We start from the raw sequence: 21132 nt of genomic DNA, 5'->3' as shown, positions 1-21132 counted from the left end.
CATGGGTGAACCCCGCAATATCCTCCTTATCGTGGCGATCGTTCTGGCGATCTTCATCCCCTACCAGCTCTTCATCGTGGAACCGATGATGGCCGAGCAGCGCGCCGCGCAGGAAGCTGCGGTGGAAGCCGAGACTGGCGAGACGGCTCCGGGGGACGAAACGCCCGGTGCCTTTGGCGGCGACGAGACGCCCGCAGCGCTGGGCGGATTCACCAGCCGCGAGGATGCACTGGCGCGCTCTGAACGCATCACCGTGCGTACGCCCGCGCTGGAAGGCTCCATCGCGCTCAATGGCGCGCGCTTCGATGATCTGCGTCTTTTGCGCTATGACCTGGCGGTAGGGTCGGACGAGCCGGTGACGCTGCTTTCCCCGCAAGGCTCGCGCGGGGCGCACTATGCGGTGGACGGGTGGACGGGCGCGGCCGGTGCGCCGTCGGGCCTGCCCGGCCCCTCCACGCGCTGGCAGGTTGTCGGCAACACCACGCTCACCCCCACCAGCCCGGTCACGCTGGAGCATGTGGCGGGCGAGCTGACCTTCCGCCGCGTGATCTCGGTCGATGAGGACTATCTCTTCACCGTCAGCGATACGGTCACGAATAACGGCGCCGATACGGTCTCGCTCTCGCGCTTTGGCCTGGTGCGTCAGGAAGGCATTCCCGACGACATCACCAATTTCTTCATCCTGCACGAAGGCCCTATCGGGGTGGTCGGCTCATCGCTGATGGACCGCAAATATAACAGTCTGGAGCGCGACGGCTCGATGGAGCGCACGGGCGCTGGCGGCTGGATGGGGATTACCTCCAAATACTGGCTGACGGCTGTGGCCCCCGGCGATGACGGCGAGATCCGCGCCCGCTTCGAGGCACGCCCCTCCGGCGGACAGACGATTTTTGAATCCAGCTATGTGCGCACCGCCGAGACGATTGCGCCGGGCAGCTCGATCACCAGCGTGTCGCATGTCTATGCCGGTTCCAAATCGGTGCCGATCCTGCAGCGCTATCAGGACGAGCAGGGCATCCCCCGCCTCGACATGGCGGTGGACTGGGGCAATTTCTGGTTCTTCACCCGGCCCTTCTTCTGGCTGTTGCACACTTTCTACCAGTGGACGGGCAATTTCGGCGTGGCGATCCTGCTTCTGACCGTGCTCATCAAGATCCCGCTCTTCCCGCTCAATAACCGCGCCTTTGCCTCCATGGCCAAGATGCGCGCGGTCGGTCCGAAAATGACCGAGATCCGCGAGCGCTTTGCCGCTGATAAACAGCGACAGAGCCAGGAGATGATGGAGCTCTACAAGCGAGAGAAGATCAATCCGCTTGCCGGGTGTCTGCCGATCCTGCCGCAAATCCCCATCTTCTTTGCGCTCTACAAGACGGTGTTCGTCTCGCTGGAGGCGCGCCATGCCCCCTTCTTCGGCTGGATTCAGGACCTTTCCGCGCCAGACCCGACCGCCGTGTGGAATCTGTTTGGCTTATTGCCCTATTCGGTCGAGGGCTGGTGGCTGCTGGGCGATTACACGCTGGGTGTCTGGCCGATCCTGATGGGTCTGACCATGTGGGCGCAGCAATCGCTCAACCCCCCGCCGCCCGATCCCATGCAGCGGCGCATTTTCGCGCTCCTGCCGATCGTCTTCACCTTCATCCTGTCGCCGTTTGCCGCCGCGCTGGTGATCTACTGGACGTGGAACAACTTCCTGACGATCCTGCAGCAATACGTCATCATGCGCCGCCACGGCACCTATACCGAGGTCGACAAGATCGCGGCGCGCCTGCATTCGCGCGTCACCGGAAAGCCGGTGCCTGAATTTGCCCTGCCCGGCGCGGCGCCGGGCCTGACGCCGGCGGCGGCCAAGCCAGCCAATGACGTCAAACCGGCCAAGGGCAAGGCGAAGGGTGCCAAGGACGATTCCACCCCGGTCGATGTGACCGAGCAGGTGGAAAGCAGCGTAGCCGAAGCGGACAAGCCTGCGCCCAAACCCGCCACGCCGGGCCGGCGCACATCCTCCAACCCGGCGGCAAAGAAGCCCAAGGGTGCGCGTAAAACTGCGGCAAAGAAGCCGGCAGCAAAGCGCCCCGGCACCCGGCGCACCCCGCCTGCCAGGCCGGAGGGAGAGGGCTGAGCGCGCCTGACGAGCTAAGCGAAGAAGAGGCGGCCCGCCTGGCCGCCGGAAAGCGCCTGTTCGCCCAGAATGTGACCTTCATCAAGGGCGCGGTCGGCATGGACGGGCTGCCGCCTGCCGACATGCCCGAGATCGCGTTTGCCGGCCGGTCGAATGTCGGCAAGTCCTCTCTCATCAATGCGCTGACCAATCGCAAGGATCTGGCGCGCGCCTCTGGCGAGCCGGGGCGCACGCGTGAGCTGAACTTCTTCGACTTGGCCGGACGCATCCGCATTGTCGATCTGCCGGGCTATGGCTTTGCCAAGGCACCGAAAGACGTGGCCGCGCGCTGGATGGCGCTGACGCGCGACTATTTGCGCGGGCGGGTCAATCTGAAACGCGTCATCCTGCTGATCGATGGCCGCCACGGCATCAAGCCGGCTGACGAAGCCATTATGAAAGTGCTCACCGAGGCAGCCGTCAGCTACCAGATCACGCTGACCAAGCTGGACAAGCTCAAACCCGCCGAGCGCGAGGCGATGATTGCCGCCACGCAAGGCCAGATTGCCAAGAAGGTCGCGGCCTATCCGGTCATCGCTGCAACATCCTCATCCAAACGCCTTGGCCTTGACGCATTGCGCGCCGATATTGCGGACCTCGCAATACCGGAGCAGGAGACATGATGCGGGCTGAGATGGTGCTGGCGATGCTGTTCCTGGCGGGGATGTTTGCCCCGCAGGCGCGCGCTGGCGAGGTGTGTAACGAGACCAGTTATTACGTGGATGCGGCCAAAGCCTGGGGTGGAGAGAACGGTCTCTCGGCACAAGGCTGGCAGCGCATTGCGCCGGGCTCTTGCGTGCGTTTTTCCGGCATACCCGCAGGCGTGCCGCAATTTCTCTATGCGCGCACCAGCGAGGCATATCTCGGCGGCGCGCGTGAATGGCTGGGCCGCACACCGGTCTGCGTGGACCGTGAGGATTTCCAGATCGAGGGTGCGCAGGATTGCGAGGCGATGGGGCTGGAGCAGCGCGAGTTCCGCCAGCTTGCCCCGTCCGAGCGGGCCCGCGCCGTACTGGTGGAGCCCGATAATTTTGGCAGCCGGGCGCTGGAAGCGGGCGTGCAACGCCTGTTGCAGACGCTGGGCTATGAGGTGCGTGTCGTTGACGGCTTTGCCGGCCGGCGCTCGCGCGCCCAGATCGCCGCGTTCGAGCGCGATATCGGCGCGTCGTTTGGCGGCAATTACGAGCGTCTGGCCGAGCGCCTGCATGAAACCGCGCTGGAGCGTAACGGCGAGGTCGGCCTGAATGTATGCAATCAGACATCCGGCCCGACAGGCATAGCCATTGCCCGCCAGCGCAATGAGCGCTGGCAGAGCCGGGGCTGGTGGCGCATCGAGGCAGGTTCCTGCATGCGCGTCGTCGCAGACCGGCTGCAGCCCGGCGAGCTGTTTGTTTACGCCCAGACCGCCGATGGTGAACGCTCCGAGCCCTTGCGGCGCGGGGTGGAAGCATTCTGCGTGGCGCCGGGCCGGTTTACCTCCGAAGGCCGGTCAAACTGCGCCGAGCGCGGCTATACCCAGGTCCTGTTCCGCGCCAGCCCGGTGCCGGTGGACGGCGTCGCCCGCCTGACGCTGGAAAACGCTGACTTCGAGGATCTCGTCCAGTGAAACGCCTCCTCCAGCGCGATGTCTGGGTATTTGATCTCGACAATACGCTCTACCCCGCCCACACCGCTGTGATGAGCCAGGTGGAGACGCGCATGACCGAGTTCGTCATGCAGCTTCTGGATCTGGAGCGCGAAGAGGCGTTCAAGGTCCAGCATGGCTACTGGCATGACTATGGCACGACGCTGAACGGGCTGATGGTCAATCACAAGATTGCCGCCAGCGACTTTCTCGATTTCGTCCACGATATCGACCATTCCGTGCTGACGCCCAATCCGGTGCTGGCCGAACACATCGCGGCGCTGGACGGTGCGCGCATCATCTACACCAATGGCTCGGTACGCCATGCGGAGAACGTGCTGGCGCGCCTCGGACTGGATCATCTGTTCGAGGGCATATTCGATATTGCCGCAGCCGATTTCACGCCCAAGCCCCAGCGCGAGAGCTTTGACCGCTTCCTCAAGCGCCACGCCGTAAACCCGGCGCGCGCGGTGATGTTTGAAGACAGTGCGCGTAACCTCGAAACCGCTGCCGGGATCGGCTTTGCGACCGTGCTGGTGCGCGCGAGAGAGAATGTTGGCAACGGCCACACCGCCGGGCCGGGCGAGCACCCCGAATTTGTGGACTATGCTGTAGACTGCCTCGATACCTTCCTTGGCGAAGTGGTCGAGACCCTCAAGGAGAGACCTGCATGAGCGACACCGCTGCCCTGAAATCCGTGATCGAGGCCGGCTGGGAGGCACGCGATGGCGTCTCCACCGCGACACAAGGTGCGCTGCGCGATGCAGTGAATACCGCGCTGGCTGAGCTGGATGCGGGCCGTCTGCGTGTCGCCTCGAAGGACGGTAATGGCGACTGGCAGGTCCATGAATGGCTGAAAAAAGCCGTGCTGCTCTCTTTCCGCCTTGAACCCAATCGCCGTCTGGGCCTGCCCGGCGCGCCGGTGCCGGGGCCGTGGTGGGACAAGGTGGCGGTCAAATGGGAGGGTTGGTCAGCCGGCCAGTTCGAGGCTGCGGGCTTTCGCGCCGTGCCGGGGTCGGTCGTGCGCCGGGGCAGCTTTGTCGCCAAAGGCGCGGTGCTGATGCCGTCCTTTGTGAATATCGGCGCTTATGTGGGCGAAGGCACGATGATCGATACATGGGCCACGGTGGGCTCCTGCGCGCAGATCGGCGCGAATGTGCACATCTCCGGCGGGGTGGGCATTGGCGGCGTTCTGGAGCCGCTGCAGGCCGCACCCGTCATCATCGAGGACAATGTGTTTATCGGCGCGCGCTCTGAAGTCGCGGAAGGCGTGATCGTGCGCGAGGGCGCGGTCATCTCCATGGGCGTGTTCCTGGGCGCATCGACCAAGATCGTGGACCGGGCGACCGGCGAGGTGACGCGCGGGGAAATTCCCTCCTATGCGGTCGTTGTGCCGGGTACGCTGCCCGATCCCAAGGGCGGGCCGTCGCTTGCCTGCGCCGTGATCGTCAAGCGTGTGGACGCGCAGACCCGCTCCAAGACAGGCATCAACGCGCTTTTGCGGGATTAGGCGCGCGCTTTTCCCCTCATGCTGAGGGTGAGCGAAGCGAACGTCTCGAAGGACGAGGGAAAAGCCCTAGCGCGCCAGAATCGCCTGTATCTCCGCTACCGAGCTGGAGACCAGGTTTTCACCAAAGCTTTCGGACGCGCGTTCAATGTCGCCGATGAAGCGCGGCTGGACGGACAGCCAGTTACGGGCCGCCTGGCTACTGCCGAAACGCGCTACCTCGGCCTGCGCTTCGGGCGGGAGCGCCAAGATCAGCGCGGCCATGTCCGCGTCGGTCATTTCGCTGCCGCGGGCAATGGCGCGGGCCTGAACCTGTCCGGCCTCAGAGCGGTAATAGGCGGCCAGCTCGCGCAGGTCGGCGGTGGAAAGGTGGTTGGCAAGCACGCCTGACACCGTATCAAGAAAGGCCGGTTGCTCTGTCTCATAGCGGGCATTGAGCAGCGAGGCGATATCGCGGGCCTGATCGTCGCGAAGTTCTGGCCGCATCTCGCGTATGCTCTCCACCACAGCCGCGCCAACATCTGGCATATTGTAGAGGATCGACTGCCACATGCCGCTGGCATGGGCGAAGTCGCGCGCCGCATCAATCCGTTCGGAGCGGTCGTCGGCGAGGCCTGCAAACGGCAGGGCGATAACGATGATAAGCGAGGTAAGCAGCGCGCGCATGGGCAGGGCCTTTCCGGCAATCATTGAACCGGACATAGCCTAGTAGAGCGTTCGCGCGGGCGATAGACCCGCGAGGCTTACAATCGGTGTCAGCAGGTGGGCCCTAAAGCTCCATCACCTTCACATCGTCATCCTCGCCGACGATTACGACGCGGGCCTGATCGATGAAGAGGCCGTGATCGACCACGCCGGGAATGGCCAGCAGCTCGGCGTCCACGCTGTAGGCGTCTTCAATGGCCCCGCAGGCGCAATCGAGAATGTAGTTGCCGCCGTCGGTGATGAAGGGCTCGCTGCGGTCGCCCTGACGGCGGATATCGACCAGAGGGCGCTCCACGCCCGCGCGGCGCAGCGCGTCGAACACTTTCTTGGCGGTGATCGTCCAGCCGAACGGATCGATCTCGACCGGCAGGGGGAAGGCGCCCAGCGTCTCCACCAGCTTGGTCTCATCAATCAGCACGATCATGTAATCGGCCGCATCGGCGATGATCTTCTCGCGCAGGAGGCAGCCGCCCCCGCCCTTGATGAGGCGGAAGCCGCCATCAACCTCGTCTGCGCCGTCAACCGCCACATCGATGCGGTCGGCCTGCTCGATCGGGATGAGGGGGACACCCGCCTCACGCGCGATCTGTTCGGTCTCGCGCGAGGTGGGGATGCCCTTGATGGTGAGATCGCCCGCCACGCAGCGCCGTCCCAGCGCCTTGACGAAAAGGGCGGCGGTGGAGCCCGAACCAAGGCCGACAATCATGCCGTCCTCGATATACTCCAGCGCCGCTTCAGCGGCTCTGGCCTTCTGGCTCTGCGCGCTCACTGATCGACCCCGCCCAGGAGGACGAATTTCAGCTCGGTGAACTCTTCAGCCGCCCATTTGCCGCCCTCACGGCCAATGCCGGACTGCTTCATGCCGCCAAAGGGTGTGGCGGGCGAGCCGACCATGGGCGCGTTGACGCCGACCATGCCAAAATCAATGCCCTCGGTGATGCGGTGAATGCGCCCGGCATCGCGCGTATAGAGATAGGCGGCGAGGCCATAGGGCGTGTCATTGGCCAGCCTGATCACCTCTGCCTCGTCCTTGAACGGGTAGAGCGCGGCGACGGGGCCAAAAATCTCGTTACAGGCAAGGCTGGTGGAGTGGTCCGCGCCGGTGATGAGGGTCGGCTCGAAATACGCCCCGCCCATATCATCCACGCGCGATTTGCCGCCCGCGAGCACTTTGGCGCCCTTGGAAACGGCATTGTCGACCAGCTCGGCCACGCGGCTGACGGCCTCCTCATGGATGAGCGGGCCGACATCGGTGCCGTCAGCGAACGGATCGCCCAGTTTCAGCTTGGATACGCGCGTCTTTAGAAGCTCGGTCAGCTTATCCATTACGCCTTCCTGCACGAAAACGCGGTTGGGCGATACACAGGTCTGGCCAGCCGCGCGGAACTTGCCCTGAACGAGCCCGTCAGCGGCTTTTTCAAGATCGGCATCATCCATGATGATGAAGGGCGCATTGCCGCCCAGCTCCAGCGCGACGCGCTTGATGGTTTTCGCTGCCTGCTCCATCAGCAGCGCGCCCACCGGTGTGGAGCCGGTAAAGGCGATCATTGCCACGTCTTCCGATCCGGTCAGGACCGGGCCGATTTCGCGCGCTTCGCCGGTGACGATGTTGAACACGCCCTTGGGGAAGCCTGCACGGTCTGCCAGCTCGGCCAGCGCCAGCGCGGAAAGCGGCGTTTCAGACGCAGGCTTGATGACGATGGGGCAGCCCACCGCCAGCGCGGGACCGCACTTGCGGGTAATCATGGCAGAGGGGAAGTTCCACGGCGTGATGCAGGAGACCACGCCCACCGGTTGGCGGATGGTCCAGCCGCGCGCGCCGGGCGTCGGCACGGGCAGGGTCTCGCCATGCACGCGCCGCGCTTCCTCTGCGGCCCACTGGACGAAGCCTGCGCCATAGGCAACCTCGCCCTTGGCCTCTTTGAGCGGCTTGCCCATCTCGGCGGCCAGAATGATCCCCAGATCATCCTGATGCTCCATGATGAGCTCATACCAGCGATTGACGATGCGCGAGCGCTCGAACGCCGAGGTGCGCCGCCAGGCGAGGTTTGCCGCCGCAGCGGCCTTCACCGCGCGCTTGGCACCCTCTGCCCCGACGCTTGCCACATCAGCGACTTTTTCCCGGTTGGCCGGATTGTTGACGTCAAACCGGCTATCGCCCTTCACCCACTCGCCATTGATGAAGGAATCGGTGCGCCACAGGCCGGAATCTTTCAGGCGGGACTTGTAATCACTCATGGGGGAGGTCCTTTCGCGTGTGGGGGCCGGTTTCCCGGTCTAATGGGCTTTTTTCTTGTCTTTGCGGGCCTGCATCATCTGGCGGAAGCGCGCCGCCCAGCCGGGCTTGTTCTCCTGCCTGGCACGCGACACGGCCAGCGCATCATCGGGTACGTCTGATGTGATGACGCTGCCTGAGCCTGTAAAGGCCCCCTTGCCGATGGTGACAGGTGCAACCAGCGAGGAGTTGGAGCCGATGAACGCGCCATCGCCCACAATCGTGCGGTGCTTGAAGAAGCCGTCATAATTGCAGGTGATGGTGCCAGCGCCGATATTGGCCTTCGCGCCTATATCCGCATCTCCAATATAGGACAAATGATTGGCCTTCGCCCCGGTGTGCAGGACCGCGTTTTTCACCTCGACGAAATTGCCGATTTTCGCGCCCGTTTCCAGCACCGCGCCGGGGCGCAGGCGGGCATAGGGGCCAACCGACGTGTTTTCGCCAACGCTCGCGCCTTCCAGATGGCTGAACGCATGGATCACCGCGCCGGTTTCGATACGCACGCCGGGGCCGAAGACCACGTTCGGCTCCACGATCACATCATTCGCGATGTGCGTGTCATGGCTGAAAAAGACGGTCTCTGGCGCGATCAGCGTGACACCCGCTTCCATCGCGGCAGCACGCGCGCGCGCCTGAAAAGCCGCTTCGGCTTCGGCCAGGCCTGCGCGCGAATTGACGCCCAGCACCTCGTCTGCCTCCGCCCGCACGGCGCGGGCGGTGTGCCCGGCAGCGACGCCCAGCGCCACTATGTCGGTCAGATAGTATTCGCCCTTGGCATTCTCGTTGGTGACGTTCGAGAGCAGATCAAACAGGAGCGGGGCGGGCGCAGCCATCACGCCGGAATTGCACAGGCGCACACGCTTTTGCTCGGCGCTGGCTTCCTTCTCCTCGACAATGGCGGTGAGCGCGCCGGACGCGTTTTCGATCAGGCGGCCATAGCCGGTGGGATTTTCCGGCTCAAAGCCCAGAACGGCGATTTGTGCGCCGGAATCAAGCGCAGCAAAGACCGCCTGAAGTGTTTCTGCGCGGATGAGGGGCGTGTCAGCGAACAGCACGGCTACATCACCGTCAAAACCGGCCAGCGCATCTCTGCCGCACAGCACGGCATGGCCGGTACCCATGGGCGGGTCCTGTAGGGCGGTGAGGGCGCCAGCGGCCTCTGCGCGCGCCTTCACCTGCGGCCCGTGCGCGCCCCAGATCACCACCTGCTGCTCCGCGCCGCACTCGTTTGCCAGCGCCAGGCTCCAGTCCAGCATGGAGCGCCCGCCGACGGCATGGAGCGGCTTGGGCAGGTCTGATTTCATGCGCGTGCCATGGCCAGCTGCCAGAATGATGACTGCGCGCGCCTTCGCCATGGAACGGTCCTTTATCCTGCCTGCCGCCGGGCGCTGTTATCACAGGCCCGCCCGCGCTATAGAGCGTATTTCGTTCAAATGGAATCGTTTGAGCGCCGGTATTTCATGGTCCGGCAAGGCGCGTGAAGCGATGCGGTGTGAATACCGAGAGCCTTGCGCAACGCCGTCCGGGGCAAGAAATACCCAGCTGAAACGGTTGCGGTTTGCTTTTCTCAAACAAGGGACAGCCTTTCTCCGGCTTGGTGGTCTTTTTTGTTCCGGCTTTGTCGAAATCCTCGCATGATGGTCACATCATGCTGCGGTCTTCTCCTCGCCAGCACAAAAAATACTCACCATCAAACCGCTCCCAGTTGAACAAAATACGCTCTATCCCATCCGGCGCATACTTGCGAAGGGGAAGACTGGCCATGACGCATTTCGAGGCTCTGCGTGGCGCGTCCATTGCGTTCGATCTCGATGGCACGCTGGTGGATACCGCGCCTGATCTGGTGCGGGCGCTGAATGAATCGATTGCGCCCTTCGGTCTTGATCCGGTGCCTGTCAGTGATGTGCGCGCCATGGTCGGGCGCGGCGCGCGCGCGCTGATCGTCCGGGCGTTCGAGCGGGCCGGGGCCGTGCTGGAGCCGGACATGGCCGAATCGGCCCTGTCGCACTTCCTGATGACCTACGGGGCAGACATCGCCGCGCACAGCCGCCCCTTCGAAGGCGTGGAGACGGCACTCGACGTGCTCAGCGCATCCGGCGCGCGGCTTAGCGTATGCACCAACAAGCCGTCCGCGCTGGCGCGCCAGCTGATGGACGCGTTGAACCTGACTGAGCGGTTTGAGCGCATTACCGGGCCGGAGGACGCGCCGGCAAAGAAGCCGGACCCGTCCCACCTTCTGGCCGCCGCCGGTGAGGGTGATGTCCGGCGCTTCATCGCGCTGGTGGGCGATTCCGAGCCTGATGCGCTGGCGGCGCGCGGTGCTGGCACGGCCTGTGTGCTGTTTTCAGGGGGATATAGCGAAAAGCCGGTCAGCACGCTGGGTGCTGACCGGCTTTTCGATTCCTACGGCGATCTGCCGGCTATCCTCGCAGAACTGGCTGCGGGCCGGTAGCGCGCGAGAGGGCTTAGGCGCTGCGGCGATTCTCGCTGCGGTCATTGGCCGGGCGCGGCATGCCGTTCACGAGGTTGGAGCGCACATCGGTGCGGGCAGACCGCATGGCGGGCATGAAGCCGGCATCCACGAGGTCAACGGTCACGTCGTAACCGCGCTCTTTCCAGTAGGCTTCGATACGTTCTTTCAGGCGGCGTGCGCCTTCAGGCGTGCAAAGGTCATTGCTGGCCATGTCTCTATTCTCCTTCGGACGCGCTCAGGGCCTTGAAGCGCACCGGCTTAGGTGACTGTCGGGTGTCATACCGGGGCCGCGTCGTGCGCCCGGCGGTATGAGCCATATAGATGCTTTGCCTTCTTGACGGAAGTATGACGAGAGGGGTTCTCGCGAATTTGTTATCCAACCAGTGAATGCGTGCAGCGAATTCCGGTTCATTGAGCGATCCAGTGCTTGACCACATGCGTGTTTTACCTCTATACGCCGCTCCCTCCGGGCGATTAGCTCAGCGGTAGAGCACTTCGTTCACACCGAAGGGGTCACTAGTTCGATCCTAGTATCGCCCACCAGATTTCCTCATTAAATCTGTGTAATACCGGATTTTCGACTGCCCGCAGGCCAGTGCCTGCAAGGGCAGTCGATGCCGGTTTGCGCGTGCGCCAAGGCCAAGGCTGCGCCATCAAATACGGATCACTTTAAAGTGACCATTGGCGCGCCGATTTTCGATATCGCCGTCATGGAAATGTTGTCTTTCCCCTTGGGAAACGCTCACGCTTCGCTGGCGGCTGCATCGGGTACCAGTTAATTCAGACTTGCTCTTGCGAAGCGTTCGCAAAACTGGCATGACGCATCGATACCGCTGGCCCGGCATCGTGTGATGTCCGGGTCCGGCGGCCCCAGATGGAAGAGGAATGTCATGTCAGAACGCCTCCGCTACGGCCTTGTCGGTGCCGTCATTGCAACGCTTGGCCTTGCCGCCTGCGGCCAGCCCGAACAGGACAGCGTCGTCAACGTGTTCTCCGCGCGCCATTACGCGTCCGATCAGGAGGTGTTCCGTGCCTTCACCGAGGAGACCGGCATCCGCATCAATCTGGTCGAGGCAAGCGGTGATCTGCTGATCGAGCGTGTGCGCGCTGATGGCGAGCGTTCGCAGGCCGATGTCATCATCACGGTGGATGCCGGGCGTCTGCACCGGGCCGAGCAGGCGGGTCTGTTCCAGCCCGCAGACGATCTGGGCGGCATGCTGGACCGGGTACCCGATGCTCTGGTGCATCCCGGTAATCTCTGGTTCGGCTTCGCAACCCGCGCCCGCGTCATCGTCTATGCACAGGACCGCGTGGACCCGTCCGAGGTGCAAAATTATGCAGACCTCGCAAGCCCGGAGTTTGAAGGCCGGGTGTGCGTGCGCTCTTCCTCCAATGTCTATAACCAGTCACTGGTCGCAGGCATGATCGCCGAAGATGGCGCAGAGGCCGCCGAAGCCTTCGCGCGCGGCATCGCGCAGAATCTCGCCCGCGCCCCGCAAGGCGGTGACACCGACCAGATCCGCGCCGTGGCTGCTGGCGAATGCGATGTTGCCATCGTCAATCATTACTATCTTGGCCGTTTGCTGAACGCCTCTGACAGTGCAGACCGCGCGGTGGGCGAGGCTGTCGGCATCGTCTTCCCCGATCAGGGCCGTGGCGGCACCTACGTAAATATCTCCGGCGCGGGCCTTGCCGCCAATGCGCCCAATCCGCAAGCGGCGCGCGCGCTTCTGGCCTTCCTTCTGTCAGAGCGGGCCCAGCGCGCCTTTGCCGAGCTTACCAACGAGTTTCCCGCCGACCCGTCTGTCAGCTATGACAACACCGTTCTTGAGGGGTTTGCCGGTTTCGAGGCGCGTGATCTGAACGTCAACGCGCTGGGCGAAAACGGCGCGGAAGCCCAGCGCATTTTTGACCGGGTGGGATGGCCATAACCGATACTGCCACACTCCGCCGCACGCTGACGGGCCGGACAGGATTGCATCCTGTCTGGCTCGCTGCTTTTGCGGGCCTTTTGTGCGCTGCGCCTTTGCTGGCCGTGGTGTGGCTGGGCGTGTCCGGTCCGTGGAGCGATTATCTGATCCACATCGCCAATACGCGTCTGGCAGAATTTCTCATCAATACCGCGATTGTCGGTCTGACGGCGGCCACGCTCGCCGGTGTTATCGGCACAGGCACGGCCTGGCTGGTCACGCGCTATGTGTTTCCGGGCCGCAATCTCTTCCAGTGGATGCTGGCCCTGCCGCTGGCCATGCCGGCCTATGCGGCGGCCTATGGCTGGTATGATCTGACGCAAGGCGCAGGCCCGCTGGGCGGGCTGGTGCCGGCCGTGCACGGGCCGCTGGGCGCGGGCGCGATCTTTGGCCTCGTCTTCTACCCTTATGTCTATCTGCTGGCGCGCGAGAGCTTCTCGGCCCAGTCCGCCGATGCCTATGACGCGGCCCGCACGCTCGGCTGTTCGCCCTTTGCCGCCTTTGCCCGCACCGCCCTGCCCATGGTGCGCCCGGCCATCGCCGCGGGTCTGGCGCTGGTCGTGATGGAGGCGCTGGCAGACTATGGCACGGTCAGTCATTTGGGCGCGCCGACCCTCACCGTGGCGCTGATGCGCGCCTGGGCGGGCGAAGGCTCCATCCCCGATGCGGCGCGTCTTGCCATGCTGCTGGTCTCGATCACCTTCCTCATCTTCATGGCCGAGCGGGCCTTGCGCCGCCGCGCCCGGCAGACAGCCGCGTCGGGCCATGTGCGCGCGTTTCGCCGTCAGAGCCTCTCCCCGCTCGCCGGAATGCTGGCGGCCTTTGCCTGCCTGCTGCCCGTGCTGATGGGTCTCGTCATCCCGGCGGCAAGGCTGGGCTGGCGGGCGGCCTATACGCCGGCCGCCGCCGGGCTGATGGATGCGGCGGTAAACTCGCTGGTGCTGGCGGGCGTATCGGGGCTTCTGGCGGCCGGTATCGGGCTGGGCCTTGCCTATGCCATCCGTACCCGAAAGCTTGCCGGAAGGGCCTCTGCGCGCATCGCCGCAATGGGATACGGCGTACCCGGCGCGGTGGCGGCGCTGGGCGTGCTCATCATCTTCGGCACGCTGCAGGGCTGGCTGGATACCAGCTGGCGTATCCTCACCGGCTCGCCCTTCCCGCTGGTGCTGACGGGCAGCGCGCTGGCGCTGATCTTTGCCTATCAGGCGCGTTTCATCGCGGCTGCCATCGGCCCCAGCGAAAGCGCGCTGTCACGCGTCACGCCGTCGCTGGATGCAGCGGCGCGCTCGCTGGGGGCAAGACCGCTGGAGCTCGCCCGGCGCGTCCATTGGCCGCTGGTCTCATCGGGTGTCGCGCTGGCGGGCCTGCTTGTATTTGTGGAGGTTCTCAAAGAGCTTCCCGCGACGATGATCTTAAGGCCCTTCAACATGAACACGCTGGCCGTGACCGCGCACAATTATGCAGCCGATGAAAGGCTGGGCGAAGCGGCCCTGCCAGCCGTGCTGCTGGTCGTGGCGGCGTTGCCGGCGATGATCTGGATTGCCCGGCGCATCACGGCAACCGAGCGCGCGCGCGATGCCGTGCCACCCTCCGAAGCGATACCGGGGCTGGCCGAATGAACATGATGGCGGACCATACACCGCGCGTGACCATCACCCGCGCCGAGGTGCGCCTTGGCGGCGCGGACGGTGTTGCCGTGCGCGGGGCCGATCTGTCTCTGCGTGCCGGTCAGGTAACAGCGCTGCTGGGACCGTCGGGCGCGGGCAAGTCCACGCTTCTCAGGGCGATTGCCGGGCTGGAGCGCCTGCATGCGGGCGAGATACGCTCTGACGGCAATGTGTGGAGCGGGCCGGGCGTGCATCTGGCACCGGAGCGGCGGCGCTGCGGCGTGGTGTTTCAGGATTACGCCCTGTTTCCGCATCTCACCGCCATTCAGAATGTGGCTTTCGGCCTGCGCCATCTGACCGGCGATGAACGCCGCCAGCGCGTTATCGACAGCCTGGCCGCAGTGGAGCTGACCCACCGCGCGCGCGCCTATCCGCACGAGCTTTCAGGCGGTGAGCAGCAACGCGTCGCGCTGGCACGCGCGCTCGCGCCCGAACCGTCTGTCATGTTGCTGGACGAGCCGTTCAGCGGGCTGGACCGGCGGCTGCGCGCGGACCTTTCAGCGATGACGCTGGACGTGCTGCGCCGCTCCGGCACGGCCTCGCTCATCATCACGCACGACGCCGAAGATGCGCTGGCCAGTGCCGACGAGATCGCGCTGATGGAGCGGGGCATCATTATCCAGTCCGGCACGCCCGATGCGCTCTATCTGGCTCCGGCCAGCGAAAGCGCGGCGCGCATGCTGGGCGATGCGGAAGCCTTTGCCAGCAGGGTTGAGGGCGGCAAGGCGGCAACCCCGCTGGGCGCGGCCGCCGCGCCTCAACCTGAGGGCAGTGCGGTCACCGTGCTGGTGCGCCCGGAAGGCATTCTGGTCGGTGCGGGCAGTGGGCGCGGGCCTCAGGGCCATATCCTCGCGCGCCGCCCCGCCGGCCCTGTGGTCGTGCTCCTGATCGCGCTGGCAACTGGCGAACGCGTGACCGCCCGCGCGCCGGTCAGCCACCCGGCACATGCCGGTGATGCGGTGTCTCTCTCCCTGGATCCGGCTTTTGTAAGCGTGGTGGCGGGGTAGGGAGCTTCTTCTTGGTTCCGCAACGCATCCCCCGGTCGTAGCCGGGGGCAGGCCGCGTTGCGATGTTCCGCGGAAAGTCGCGGCCTGCAAGGCCGACCGGCCGCCGGGCACTGCCTGTCCCCGGCTTGATCGGGGATTGCCCGCAGCGACGCGCGGATGCGCGGAGCATCAAAAAGAGACTGGACCCCGACGTGCGTCGGGGAAACGCGGGTAGGTTGCTGGCCGGGAGTTCAAGATGGGGCTTCCCCCTAAGGCCGTCCGGCCACGCCGTCCCGGCGCGGATCTGCCCCGCCTTCCAGCGTGCCGTCGTCGCCCCTGCGGATGATGTGGATGCCGGAGTTTTCGCCCTGCTCGCCGCGTATCTGGTGGCCGAGCGCGCGCAAGCCCTCCAGCAGCTGCGCATCAAAGCCGCTCTCAATGCTGACCACATCGCCGCGCGCCACAACATTGGGAAGGGCTGCCGCCTCCTGCGGTGTCATCCCCCAGTCCAGCATCGCAACCAGCGTCTTGGCCGTGTAGGCGACGATGGAATTGCCGCCCGGTGAGCCGGTGGCGATCAGGAAATCGCCCTCCGCATCCAGCACGATTGTAGGCGACATGGACGAGCGTGGACGCTTGCCGCCCGTGGGCGCGTTCGGGTGGGTGCGCCCGTCTGCATCGCGCGGCACGAAGGCAAAATCGGTCAGCTGATTGTTGAGCAGGAATCCGCCTTGCGTCATCCGGTTATTGCCGAAAATGGACTCCACCGTGGTGGTCATCGAGACGACATTGCCGAACGTGTCGCGGATGGAATAGTGCGTGGTGCCGGGGCTGTCCGGCGTCGTATCGGCTATGACCTCCGGCGCGCCGGGCGGCGTACCGTGACTAATTGCCGGGATCGCTGCATCGATGGAGATCAGGCGGCGGCGCTCGGTGAGGTATGTATGGTCCAGCAGGCCCTCTACCGGCACATCGGCAAAGGCCGGATCGCCGACATACTGGTCCCGATCGGCATAGGCCAGGCGGCTGGCCTCGATGAAGAGATGCCAGCCCTCGACCGTGTCCGGGCCGAACGCGCTCATCTCGAACCCTTCCAGCAGGGTCAGGATGGCACCGACCGCCACCGCGCCCGATGAGGGCGGCGGGGCCGAGCACACTTGGTAGATGCGGTAGGGCACACACAGGGCCTCGCGCCGGATCGGCTCATATCCTTCAAGGTCCTCCAGCGTCAGCAGCCCGCCGCGCGGATCACGCGATGCGGTGGCGATGATGTCTTGCGCGATCTCGCCGGTGTAGAAATTGCGCCAGTCAGCCGCGACGGCCCGCAGGGTTTCCGCATAGGCCGGATTGGTACGGATGAAGCCCTCAGGGTGGGCGTTTCCATCCTCATCGTAGAAATAGGAGCGGGCCGGTTCCTGCCGCGACAACTGGGAAATCTGCGCCACGCGCGCCGCCATGGAAGAGGTGCGCCCTGACAGCGGAAAACCTTCTTCGGCGAGTTCAATGCCAGCTTCGAAACCGGCTGACCAGTCCAGACGGCCATGCTCCTCATGGGCCATGGCCAGCATGGCCACCGCGCCGGGCGCGCCGGTGGACTGGCCGCTCTGCCAGGCATCAAGATAGGCCAGAGGCTCGCCGTTTTCGTCCAGCCAGTAGTCTTCGCTCACCGCTGCCGGAGCGGTCTCGCGCCCGTCATAGACCGTCACAGCGCCTGTCTGCGCGTCATAGCGCACCATGAAGGCCCCGCCCGCAATGCCGGAGCTTTGCGGCTCGACCAGACCCAGCACCATCTGCACGGCAATGGCGGCATCGACCGCATCGCCGCCCTGGCGCAGGACGTCCAGACCGGCTTCCACCGCCAGCGGATGGGCGGCGGACACCATCGCTTCCTCGCTGCCTGCCACCGGGCCGGAGGCACCTCGCGGCGCGCTGTCCTCGCCTGTGCAGGCAATCAGGGCAACGGGCAGGGCGGCGGTAAGGAGGAGGCGGGTCAGATGCATGGAGGGTCTCTCTTGTCGAAGGGTATGGATATCAAATTGTGGTGCCGGAGGCGGTCTGGCTAGACCCCCGCTGTTTCAAAGGGCCTTGCCTCTTCGGTCAGGAAGCTGGCGAGCGAGCGCGCCCCACGGCTTAAGGGGCGTCCCTCCGGAGACAATAGATGATAGCGCCAGGAGAGCGGCGTCACCCCGTCGGCAATGAGGGTGATGAGGCGTCCCTCTGCCACGGCGTTTTCGGCCAGCGAGGCGCGCACCAGTGCCACGCCGCGCCCCGATACCGCTGCCCGCACCGCGTGGTCGGGCGCGCTGACATGATCGCCTTGTGCGATGTCCGCCCGGTTCAGCCCGCGGCGCGCCAGCCAGACCTGCCAGTCAGGCTGGGCGGGGTCACGCGCCGGGGTGGTATCGTGGATAAGGGGCAGGGACAGCACGGCCTTGCGCCAGTCGCCATCGCATTGCTCCAGCAGGTCGGGCGCGACGGCCGGCATCAGGCTGTCGGACAGCAGAGGCCGCACCGCATAGCCCGGCCATTGCCCGTCCCCGAAGCGAATCTCGATATCCAGCCGGAAACGGTCCAGATCGTCCGTGCCGGGATCGCTGATCAGGCTGACATCATTGCGTCCAGCCTGAGCAAGGCGCGGGGCCAGCCAGGCGGCGGCAAAGGCACCGGGAACCCCAAGGCGCACCCGCGCAGGCGCAGCACCCGCAGAGCGAAGCCGCGCGCTGGCCTCGGCGAGGCTGGCAAACGCCTCGTGCAGATACGGCGCGGCGTCGGCGGCCTCCACGGTCAGCAGCACACCCTGGCCGGTGCGCTCCAGCAGGCGGGTCTTCAGCACGTCTTCCAGAAGCCGGATCTGCTGGGATACCGCGCCCGGCGTTACGCCCAGCTCTCTCGCAGCCGCAGCAAGACTGCCGCGCCGCGCCGCCGCCTCGAACGCGCGCAAGGCATTGAGCGGCAACAGCCCCGGACCGGGCAGAATCGCGGTTTCGCGCTCGGTGAGATTTTCTAAAGGCATCATTAGGCCTGCTCGATTGCCCGAAGCATTGATATTCCGCTTCGTCTCTACAACTTCAAGCGCTGCTTGTCGATTGAAAGCCGCCCTTTGCCTGGGGCGGGCGAAAGGCCCGAAACCATGACGATAGATATTCTTTCGGCGTCGCTCCCGATCAGTTCGGTGCGCCGCCGGTGTTGCGCAAAGGGCACTATCGTCACCGGACTGTCATAAATCTCTGCCGCCAACACTGGAAATCGACGGCTCGCGACACAATGTCCGGACAAACCAGACGGATTTACTACCCGAATGCTGCATCGCAGCGCCGCCTTCACACCGCAATTTTGCACCTTCACCACTCAGGGGATTGGATACATGAGAACGCTCCTTACCAGCACCGCCATCGCACTGGTTGCCACCAGTGCCGGCATCGCCCAGCAACCCGCCGCCACGACCGATGACATCATCGTCGTTACCGGCACGCGCTCAGAAGGGCGCACCGCCCTGCAGACCCTTGCGCCCGTCGACGTCATTTCCAACGCACAGCTGGAAGCCAATGGCTCGACCGAGCTCAATGTCGCGCTGAATTATGCCGTGCCGTCCTTCTCCTTCCCCCAGCCCTCGCTGACCGACGGTACCGACAGTGTCCGTCCGGCGACCCTGCGCGGGCTTGGTCCGGACCAGACGCTGACCCTCGTCAATGGCAAGCGCCGCCATGTCAGCGCGCTGATCAATCTGAACGGGTCGGTGGGCCGGGGTTCGGCTGCGGTTGACCTCAACACCATCCCGACCAGCGCCATTGGCGCGGTGGAAGTGCTGCGCGACGGCGCGGCCGCCCAGTACGGGTCCGATGCCATTGCCGGCGTCATCAATGTGCGCCTGCGCGAGGCGCGTGAAGGCGGAGGTGCCACCTTCACCTATGGCCAGAACGTGACGACCGTGCCCCTGCTCAGCGGCGACCGTGACGAGCGTGACGGCGAAACCTTCACCGCCGCCGCCTGGGCGGGTCTGCCGCTCGGCGCGGATGGCTTCCTGACGATTTCAGGTGAGTTCCGTGACCGCAGCTCCACCAATCGCTCCGGCCCGGATCCGCGTCAGCAATACGAGCCGGCGGGCGATCCGCGCGAAGCGGGCTTTGACCGCCTCAATCACCGCTTTGGCAACCCGAATGCGCGTGACATCACCCTTCTGGCCAATGCCGGTATTCCCTTTGCCAATGGCAACGAGCTTTACGGCTTTGCCAGCTATCAGAACCGCGAGGCGGACTCGGCCGGCTTCTACCGCCGTGCGCTGGATCCCCGCAACGTACTGGCCATCTATCCGGACGGCTTCCTGCCGCTGATCGCGCCGGAAGTGGAGGACTACTCGGTCGGCGGCGGCCTACGCGCCGAGCTGGGCGAATGGTCGGCTGATGCCAGCCTGGTCTATGGCCGCAACCAGATCGACTACACGATCAGAAACACGCTGAACACGACGCTGGGCGCTGCCAGCCCGACCGAATTCTATGCCGGTCAGCTGGCCTACAGCCAGGCCGTCGCCAATTTCGACCTTGTGCGCCAGTATGCGGTGGATGCCTTCGCCAGCCCGCTCAATGTCGGTCTCGGCCTCGAAGCACGCTTTGAGAACTTCGAGATTGGCGCAGGCGAGCCGGGCTCCTACATCCAGGGCGCTTTCCCCGGGGCGCCGGGCAGCCAGGTCTTCCCCGGCTTCCAGCCCAGCAATGAGGTGGATGCCAGCCGCCAGTCCTTCAGTGCCTATATCGATCTGGAAGCGGATCTCACCGACCGTCTGACCGTCTCGGTCGCGGGCCGTTACGAGAACTATTCCGATTTCGGTGACACGCTGAATGGCCGTCTCGCCGCCCGTTTCGAACTCACCGATGCGCTGGCGCTTCGCGGTTCGGTCAGCACCGGCTTCCGCGCACCGTCTCTGCACCAGTCCTTCTTCACCTCGACCGCGACGGTGTTCACCGGCGGCGTGCCGTTTGAAACCGGCACCTTCCCGGTCTCCAGCCCCGTTGCCATTGCTCTGGGCGCGACGCCGCTGGAGGCGGAGACCAGTGTGAACTACTCGCTGGGCGCTGTGTTCGCCACCGGCGGGTTTGCGCTCACCATCGATGCCTACCGTATCGAAATTGATGACCGCATCCTCCTGTCGGAGAACCTGAACTCGCCAGAGGTGCAGGCCATTCTGCCGGCCGGCGTCACCTCTGCCCGCTTCTTCCTGAACGCGGCGGACAGCACGACCGAGGGTGTCGACATCGTGGCCAGCTATGGCTGGTCGGTCGATAATATCGGCGAGTTCAATGCGACGTTCGGCTATAACTACAACACGGTCGAGCTGAGCAATATCCAGTCTACCGGCGTCCTGTCCTCGCTGACCCCGCCGCCGACAATCTTTGGCCGTCAGGCAACCTTGCGTCTGGAAGAAGGCACGCCGCGCGACAAGTTCATCCTCGGCCTCGACTGGTCGCGTGACCGTCTGGGCGGCTTTGTCCGCGCCACGCGCTTTGGTGAAACGCTGTCGCCCGGTACGGCACCGGCCAGCGATGTGAAACTGTCCGAACAATGGGTCATCGACCTGGAGGGCAATATCGACATCACCGAGCGGGTAAACTTCGCGCTTGGTGCCAACAATGTCTTTGACAGCTATCCGGACAATGTTCCGGCGGGCCTGGACTTCAACGGCATCCTGCCCTTCTCCAGCTTCTCGCCGGCGGGCTTTAACGGCCGCTATGTCTATGGCCGCCTCCGCGTGAACTGGTAAGCCTTCCTCCCC

17 protein-coding genes and 1 tRNA gene are annotated in these 21132 nt (G+C 64.8%); 11 read left to right on the top strand and 7 right to left on the bottom strand.

The window, feature by feature from the left end; genetic code table 11:
• The first annotated feature begins 1 nt into the window (after nucleotide 1).
• From yidC to dapD, 5 genes are read left to right on the top strand one after another with little or no spacing between them, the layout of a single operon-like run.
• Entirely contained in the window at nucleotides 2-2116 is a 2115-nt protein-coding gene (gene yidC / locus ACQ5ID_RS00505) for a membrane protein insertase YidC (protein ID WP_429910523.1), read from the top strand.
• 56 nt (nucleotides 2117-2172) lie between these two features.
• Nucleotides 2173-2778, top strand: coding sequence for a ribosome biogenesis GTP-binding protein YihA/YsxC (gene yihA, locus ACQ5ID_RS00500; RefSeq protein ID WP_371395087.1), 606 nt, complete (start codon nucleotides 2173-2175; stop codon nucleotides 2776-2778).
• A complete protein-coding gene (locus ACQ5ID_RS00495) occupies nucleotides 2775-3761 on the top strand; it encodes a DUF1036 domain-containing protein (RefSeq protein ID WP_429910522.1) in 987 nt (328 codons plus the stop codon). The genes yihA and ACQ5ID_RS00495 overlap by 4 nt, the downstream gene beginning before the upstream one ends.
• On the top strand, nucleotides 3758-4453 hold the full coding sequence (locus ACQ5ID_RS00490) for a pyrimidine 5'-nucleotidase (RefSeq protein WP_429910521.1): 696 nt from the start codon (nucleotides 3758-3760) through the stop codon (nucleotides 4451-4453). The genes ACQ5ID_RS00495 and ACQ5ID_RS00490 overlap by 4 nt, the downstream gene beginning before the upstream one ends.
• Nucleotides 4450-5289 carry a 2,3,4,5-tetrahydropyridine-2,6-dicarboxylate N-succinyltransferase gene (dapD, locus tag ACQ5ID_RS00485; protein WP_429910520.1) on the top strand — a complete coding sequence of 280 codons (840 nt, stop codon included), beginning with the start codon at nucleotides 4450-4452 and terminating at the stop codon, nucleotides 5287-5289. The genes ACQ5ID_RS00490 and dapD overlap by 4 nt, the downstream gene beginning before the upstream one ends.
• A 66-nt stretch (nucleotides 5290-5355) precedes the next feature.
• On the opposite strand, the gene ACQ5ID_RS00480 is transcribed toward dapD, so the two are convergent.
• From ACQ5ID_RS00480 to glmU, 4 genes are all read right to left on the bottom strand, one after another.
• The gene (locus ACQ5ID_RS00480; RefSeq protein WP_429910519.1) at nucleotides 5356-5952 is read right to left on the bottom strand and encodes a DUF2059 domain-containing protein; all 597 of its coding nucleotides are present in this window, start codon (nucleotides 5950-5952) and stop codon (nucleotides 5356-5358) included.
• 103 nt (nucleotides 5953-6055) lie between these two features.
• Nucleotides 6056-6760, bottom strand: a complete 705-nt coding sequence (rpiA, locus tag ACQ5ID_RS00475; protein ID WP_429910518.1) for a ribose-5-phosphate isomerase RpiA — start codon at nucleotides 6758-6760, stop codon at nucleotides 6056-6058.
• The gene (locus ACQ5ID_RS00470; RefSeq protein ID WP_429910517.1) at nucleotides 6757-8229 is read right to left on the bottom strand and encodes an NAD-dependent succinate-semialdehyde dehydrogenase; all 1473 of its coding nucleotides are present in this window, start codon (nucleotides 8227-8229) and stop codon (nucleotides 6757-6759) included. Before ACQ5ID_RS00470 ends, rpiA begins: the two co-directional genes overlap by 4 nt.
• A 39-nt stretch (nucleotides 8230-8268) precedes the next feature.
• Nucleotides 8269-9624: a bifunctional UDP-N-acetylglucosamine diphosphorylase/glucosamine-1-phosphate N-acetyltransferase GlmU gene (glmU, locus tag ACQ5ID_RS00465; RefSeq protein ID WP_429910516.1), complete on the bottom strand. Its 1356-nt coding sequence runs from the start codon at nucleotides 9622-9624 to the stop codon at nucleotides 8269-8271.
• A gap of 407 nt (nucleotides 9625-10031) precedes the next feature.
• Between glmU and ACQ5ID_RS00460 the strand changes: the two genes are divergently transcribed.
• Nucleotides 10032-10721, top strand: coding sequence for an HAD-IA family hydrolase (locus tag ACQ5ID_RS00460; protein ID WP_429910515.1), 690 nt, complete (start codon nucleotides 10032-10034; stop codon nucleotides 10719-10721).
• 13 nt (nucleotides 10722-10734) lie between these two features.
• On the opposite strand, the gene ACQ5ID_RS00455 is transcribed toward ACQ5ID_RS00460, so the two are convergent.
• Nucleotides 10735-10953 (bottom strand): phosphoglycolate phosphatase, encoded by a 219-nt coding sequence (locus ACQ5ID_RS00455; RefSeq protein ID WP_429910514.1) that lies wholly within the window; start codon nucleotides 10951-10953, stop codon nucleotides 10735-10737.
• Between the two features lie 257 nt (nucleotides 10954-11210).
• Between ACQ5ID_RS00455 and ACQ5ID_RS00450 the strand changes: the two genes are divergently transcribed.
• The 4 genes from ACQ5ID_RS00450 (at nucleotide 11211) to ACQ5ID_RS00435 (ending at nucleotide 15386) form a co-directional block, all read left to right on the top strand.
• Nucleotides 11211-11285 (top strand) — tRNA-Val (locus ACQ5ID_RS00450).
• A gap of 347 nt (nucleotides 11286-11632) precedes the next feature.
• On the top strand, nucleotides 11633-12673 hold the full coding sequence (locus ACQ5ID_RS00445; RefSeq protein ID WP_429910513.1) for an extracellular solute-binding protein: 1041 nt from the start codon (nucleotides 11633-11635) through the stop codon (nucleotides 12671-12673).
• The gene (locus ACQ5ID_RS00440) at nucleotides 12664-14331 is read left to right on the top strand and encodes an ABC transporter permease (protein ID WP_429910512.1); all 1668 of its coding nucleotides are present in this window, start codon (nucleotides 12664-12666) and stop codon (nucleotides 14329-14331) included. The genes ACQ5ID_RS00445 and ACQ5ID_RS00440 overlap by 10 nt, the downstream gene beginning before the upstream one ends.
• Nucleotides 14328-15386: an ABC transporter ATP-binding protein gene (locus tag ACQ5ID_RS00435; protein WP_429910511.1), complete on the top strand. Its 1059-nt coding sequence runs from the start codon at nucleotides 14328-14330 to the stop codon at nucleotides 15384-15386. The genes ACQ5ID_RS00440 and ACQ5ID_RS00435 overlap by 4 nt, the downstream gene beginning before the upstream one ends.
• 248 nt (nucleotides 15387-15634) lie before the next feature.
• Here ACQ5ID_RS00435 and ggt read toward each other — a convergent pair whose 3' ends face one another.
• A complete protein-coding gene (gene ggt / locus ACQ5ID_RS00430; protein WP_429910510.1) occupies nucleotides 15635-17365 on the bottom strand; it encodes a gamma-glutamyltransferase in 1731 nt (576 codons plus the stop codon).
• A gap of 59 nt (nucleotides 17366-17424) precedes the next feature.
• The gene (locus ACQ5ID_RS00425) at nucleotides 17425-18381 is read right to left on the bottom strand and encodes a LysR substrate-binding domain-containing protein (RefSeq protein ID WP_429910509.1); all 957 of its coding nucleotides are present in this window, start codon (nucleotides 18379-18381) and stop codon (nucleotides 17425-17427) included.
• A gap of 348 nt (nucleotides 18382-18729) precedes the next feature.
• Here ACQ5ID_RS00425 and ACQ5ID_RS00420 point away from each other — a divergent pair, with 348 nt between their 5' ends.
• Entirely contained in the window at nucleotides 18730-21120 is a 2391-nt protein-coding gene (locus ACQ5ID_RS00420; protein WP_429910508.1) for a TonB-dependent receptor plug domain-containing protein, read from the top strand.
• Nucleotides 21121-21132 lie beyond the last annotated feature (12 nt).

Origin of the sequence: Glycocaulis sp. (genome assembly GCF_050485565.1) — a bacterium.
In the GTDB taxonomy this organism is placed as follows: Bacteria; Pseudomonadota; Alphaproteobacteria; order Caulobacterales; family Maricaulaceae; genus Glycocaulis.
Note: the sequence above shows the minus strand (reverse complement) of the source record. Positions and strands in the feature narration are given on the sequence as shown.

Excerpts from the sequence above, each read along its gene's own strand:
- yidC (WP_429910523.1), top strand. The coding sequence starts at position 2 with ATGGGTGAACCCCGCAATATCCTCCTTATCGTGGCGATCGTTCTGGCG.
- glmU (WP_429910516.1), bottom strand. The coding sequence starts at position 9,624 with ATGGCGAAGGCGCGCGCAGTCATCATTCTGGCAGCTGGCCATGGCACG.
- ACQ5ID_RS00425 (WP_429910509.1), bottom strand. The coding sequence starts at position 18,381 with ATGATGCCTTTAGAAAATCTCACCGAGCGCGAAACCGCGATTCTGCCC.
- ACQ5ID_RS00420 (WP_429910508.1), top strand. The coding sequence starts at position 18,730 with ATGAGAACGCTCCTTACCAGCACCGCCATCGCACTGGTTGCCACCAGT.
- ggt (WP_429910510.1), bottom strand. The coding sequence starts at position 17,365 with ATGCATCTGACCCGCCTCCTCCTTACCGCCGCCCTGCCCGTTGCCCTG.
- ACQ5ID_RS00480 (WP_429910519.1), bottom strand. The coding sequence starts at position 5,952 with ATGCGCGCGCTGCTTACCTCGCTTATCATCGTTATCGCCCTGCCGTTT.
- ACQ5ID_RS00435 (WP_429910511.1), top strand. The coding sequence starts at position 14,328 with ATGAACATGATGGCGGACCATACACCGCGCGTGACCATCACCCGCGCC.
- ACQ5ID_RS00495 (WP_429910522.1), top strand. The coding sequence starts at position 2,775 with ATGATGCGGGCTGAGATGGTGCTGGCGATGCTGTTCCTGGCGGGGATG.
- ACQ5ID_RS00440 (WP_429910512.1), top strand. The coding sequence starts at position 12,664 with ATGGCCATAACCGATACTGCCACACTCCGCCGCACGCTGACGGGCCGG.
- dapD (WP_429910520.1), top strand. The coding sequence starts at position 4,450 with ATGAGCGACACCGCTGCCCTGAAATCCGTGATCGAGGCCGGCTGGGAG.
- ACQ5ID_RS00470 (WP_429910517.1), bottom strand. The coding sequence starts at position 8,229 with ATGAGTGATTACAAGTCCCGCCTGAAAGATTCCGGCCTGTGGCGCACC.
- ACQ5ID_RS00460 (WP_429910515.1), top strand. The coding sequence starts at position 10,032 with ATGACGCATTTCGAGGCTCTGCGTGGCGCGTCCATTGCGTTCGATCTC.
- ACQ5ID_RS00455 (WP_429910514.1), bottom strand. The coding sequence starts at position 10,953 with ATGGCCAGCAATGACCTTTGCACGCCTGAAGGCGCACGCCGCCTGAAA.
- ACQ5ID_RS00445 (WP_429910513.1), top strand. The coding sequence starts at position 11,633 with ATGTCAGAACGCCTCCGCTACGGCCTTGTCGGTGCCGTCATTGCAACG.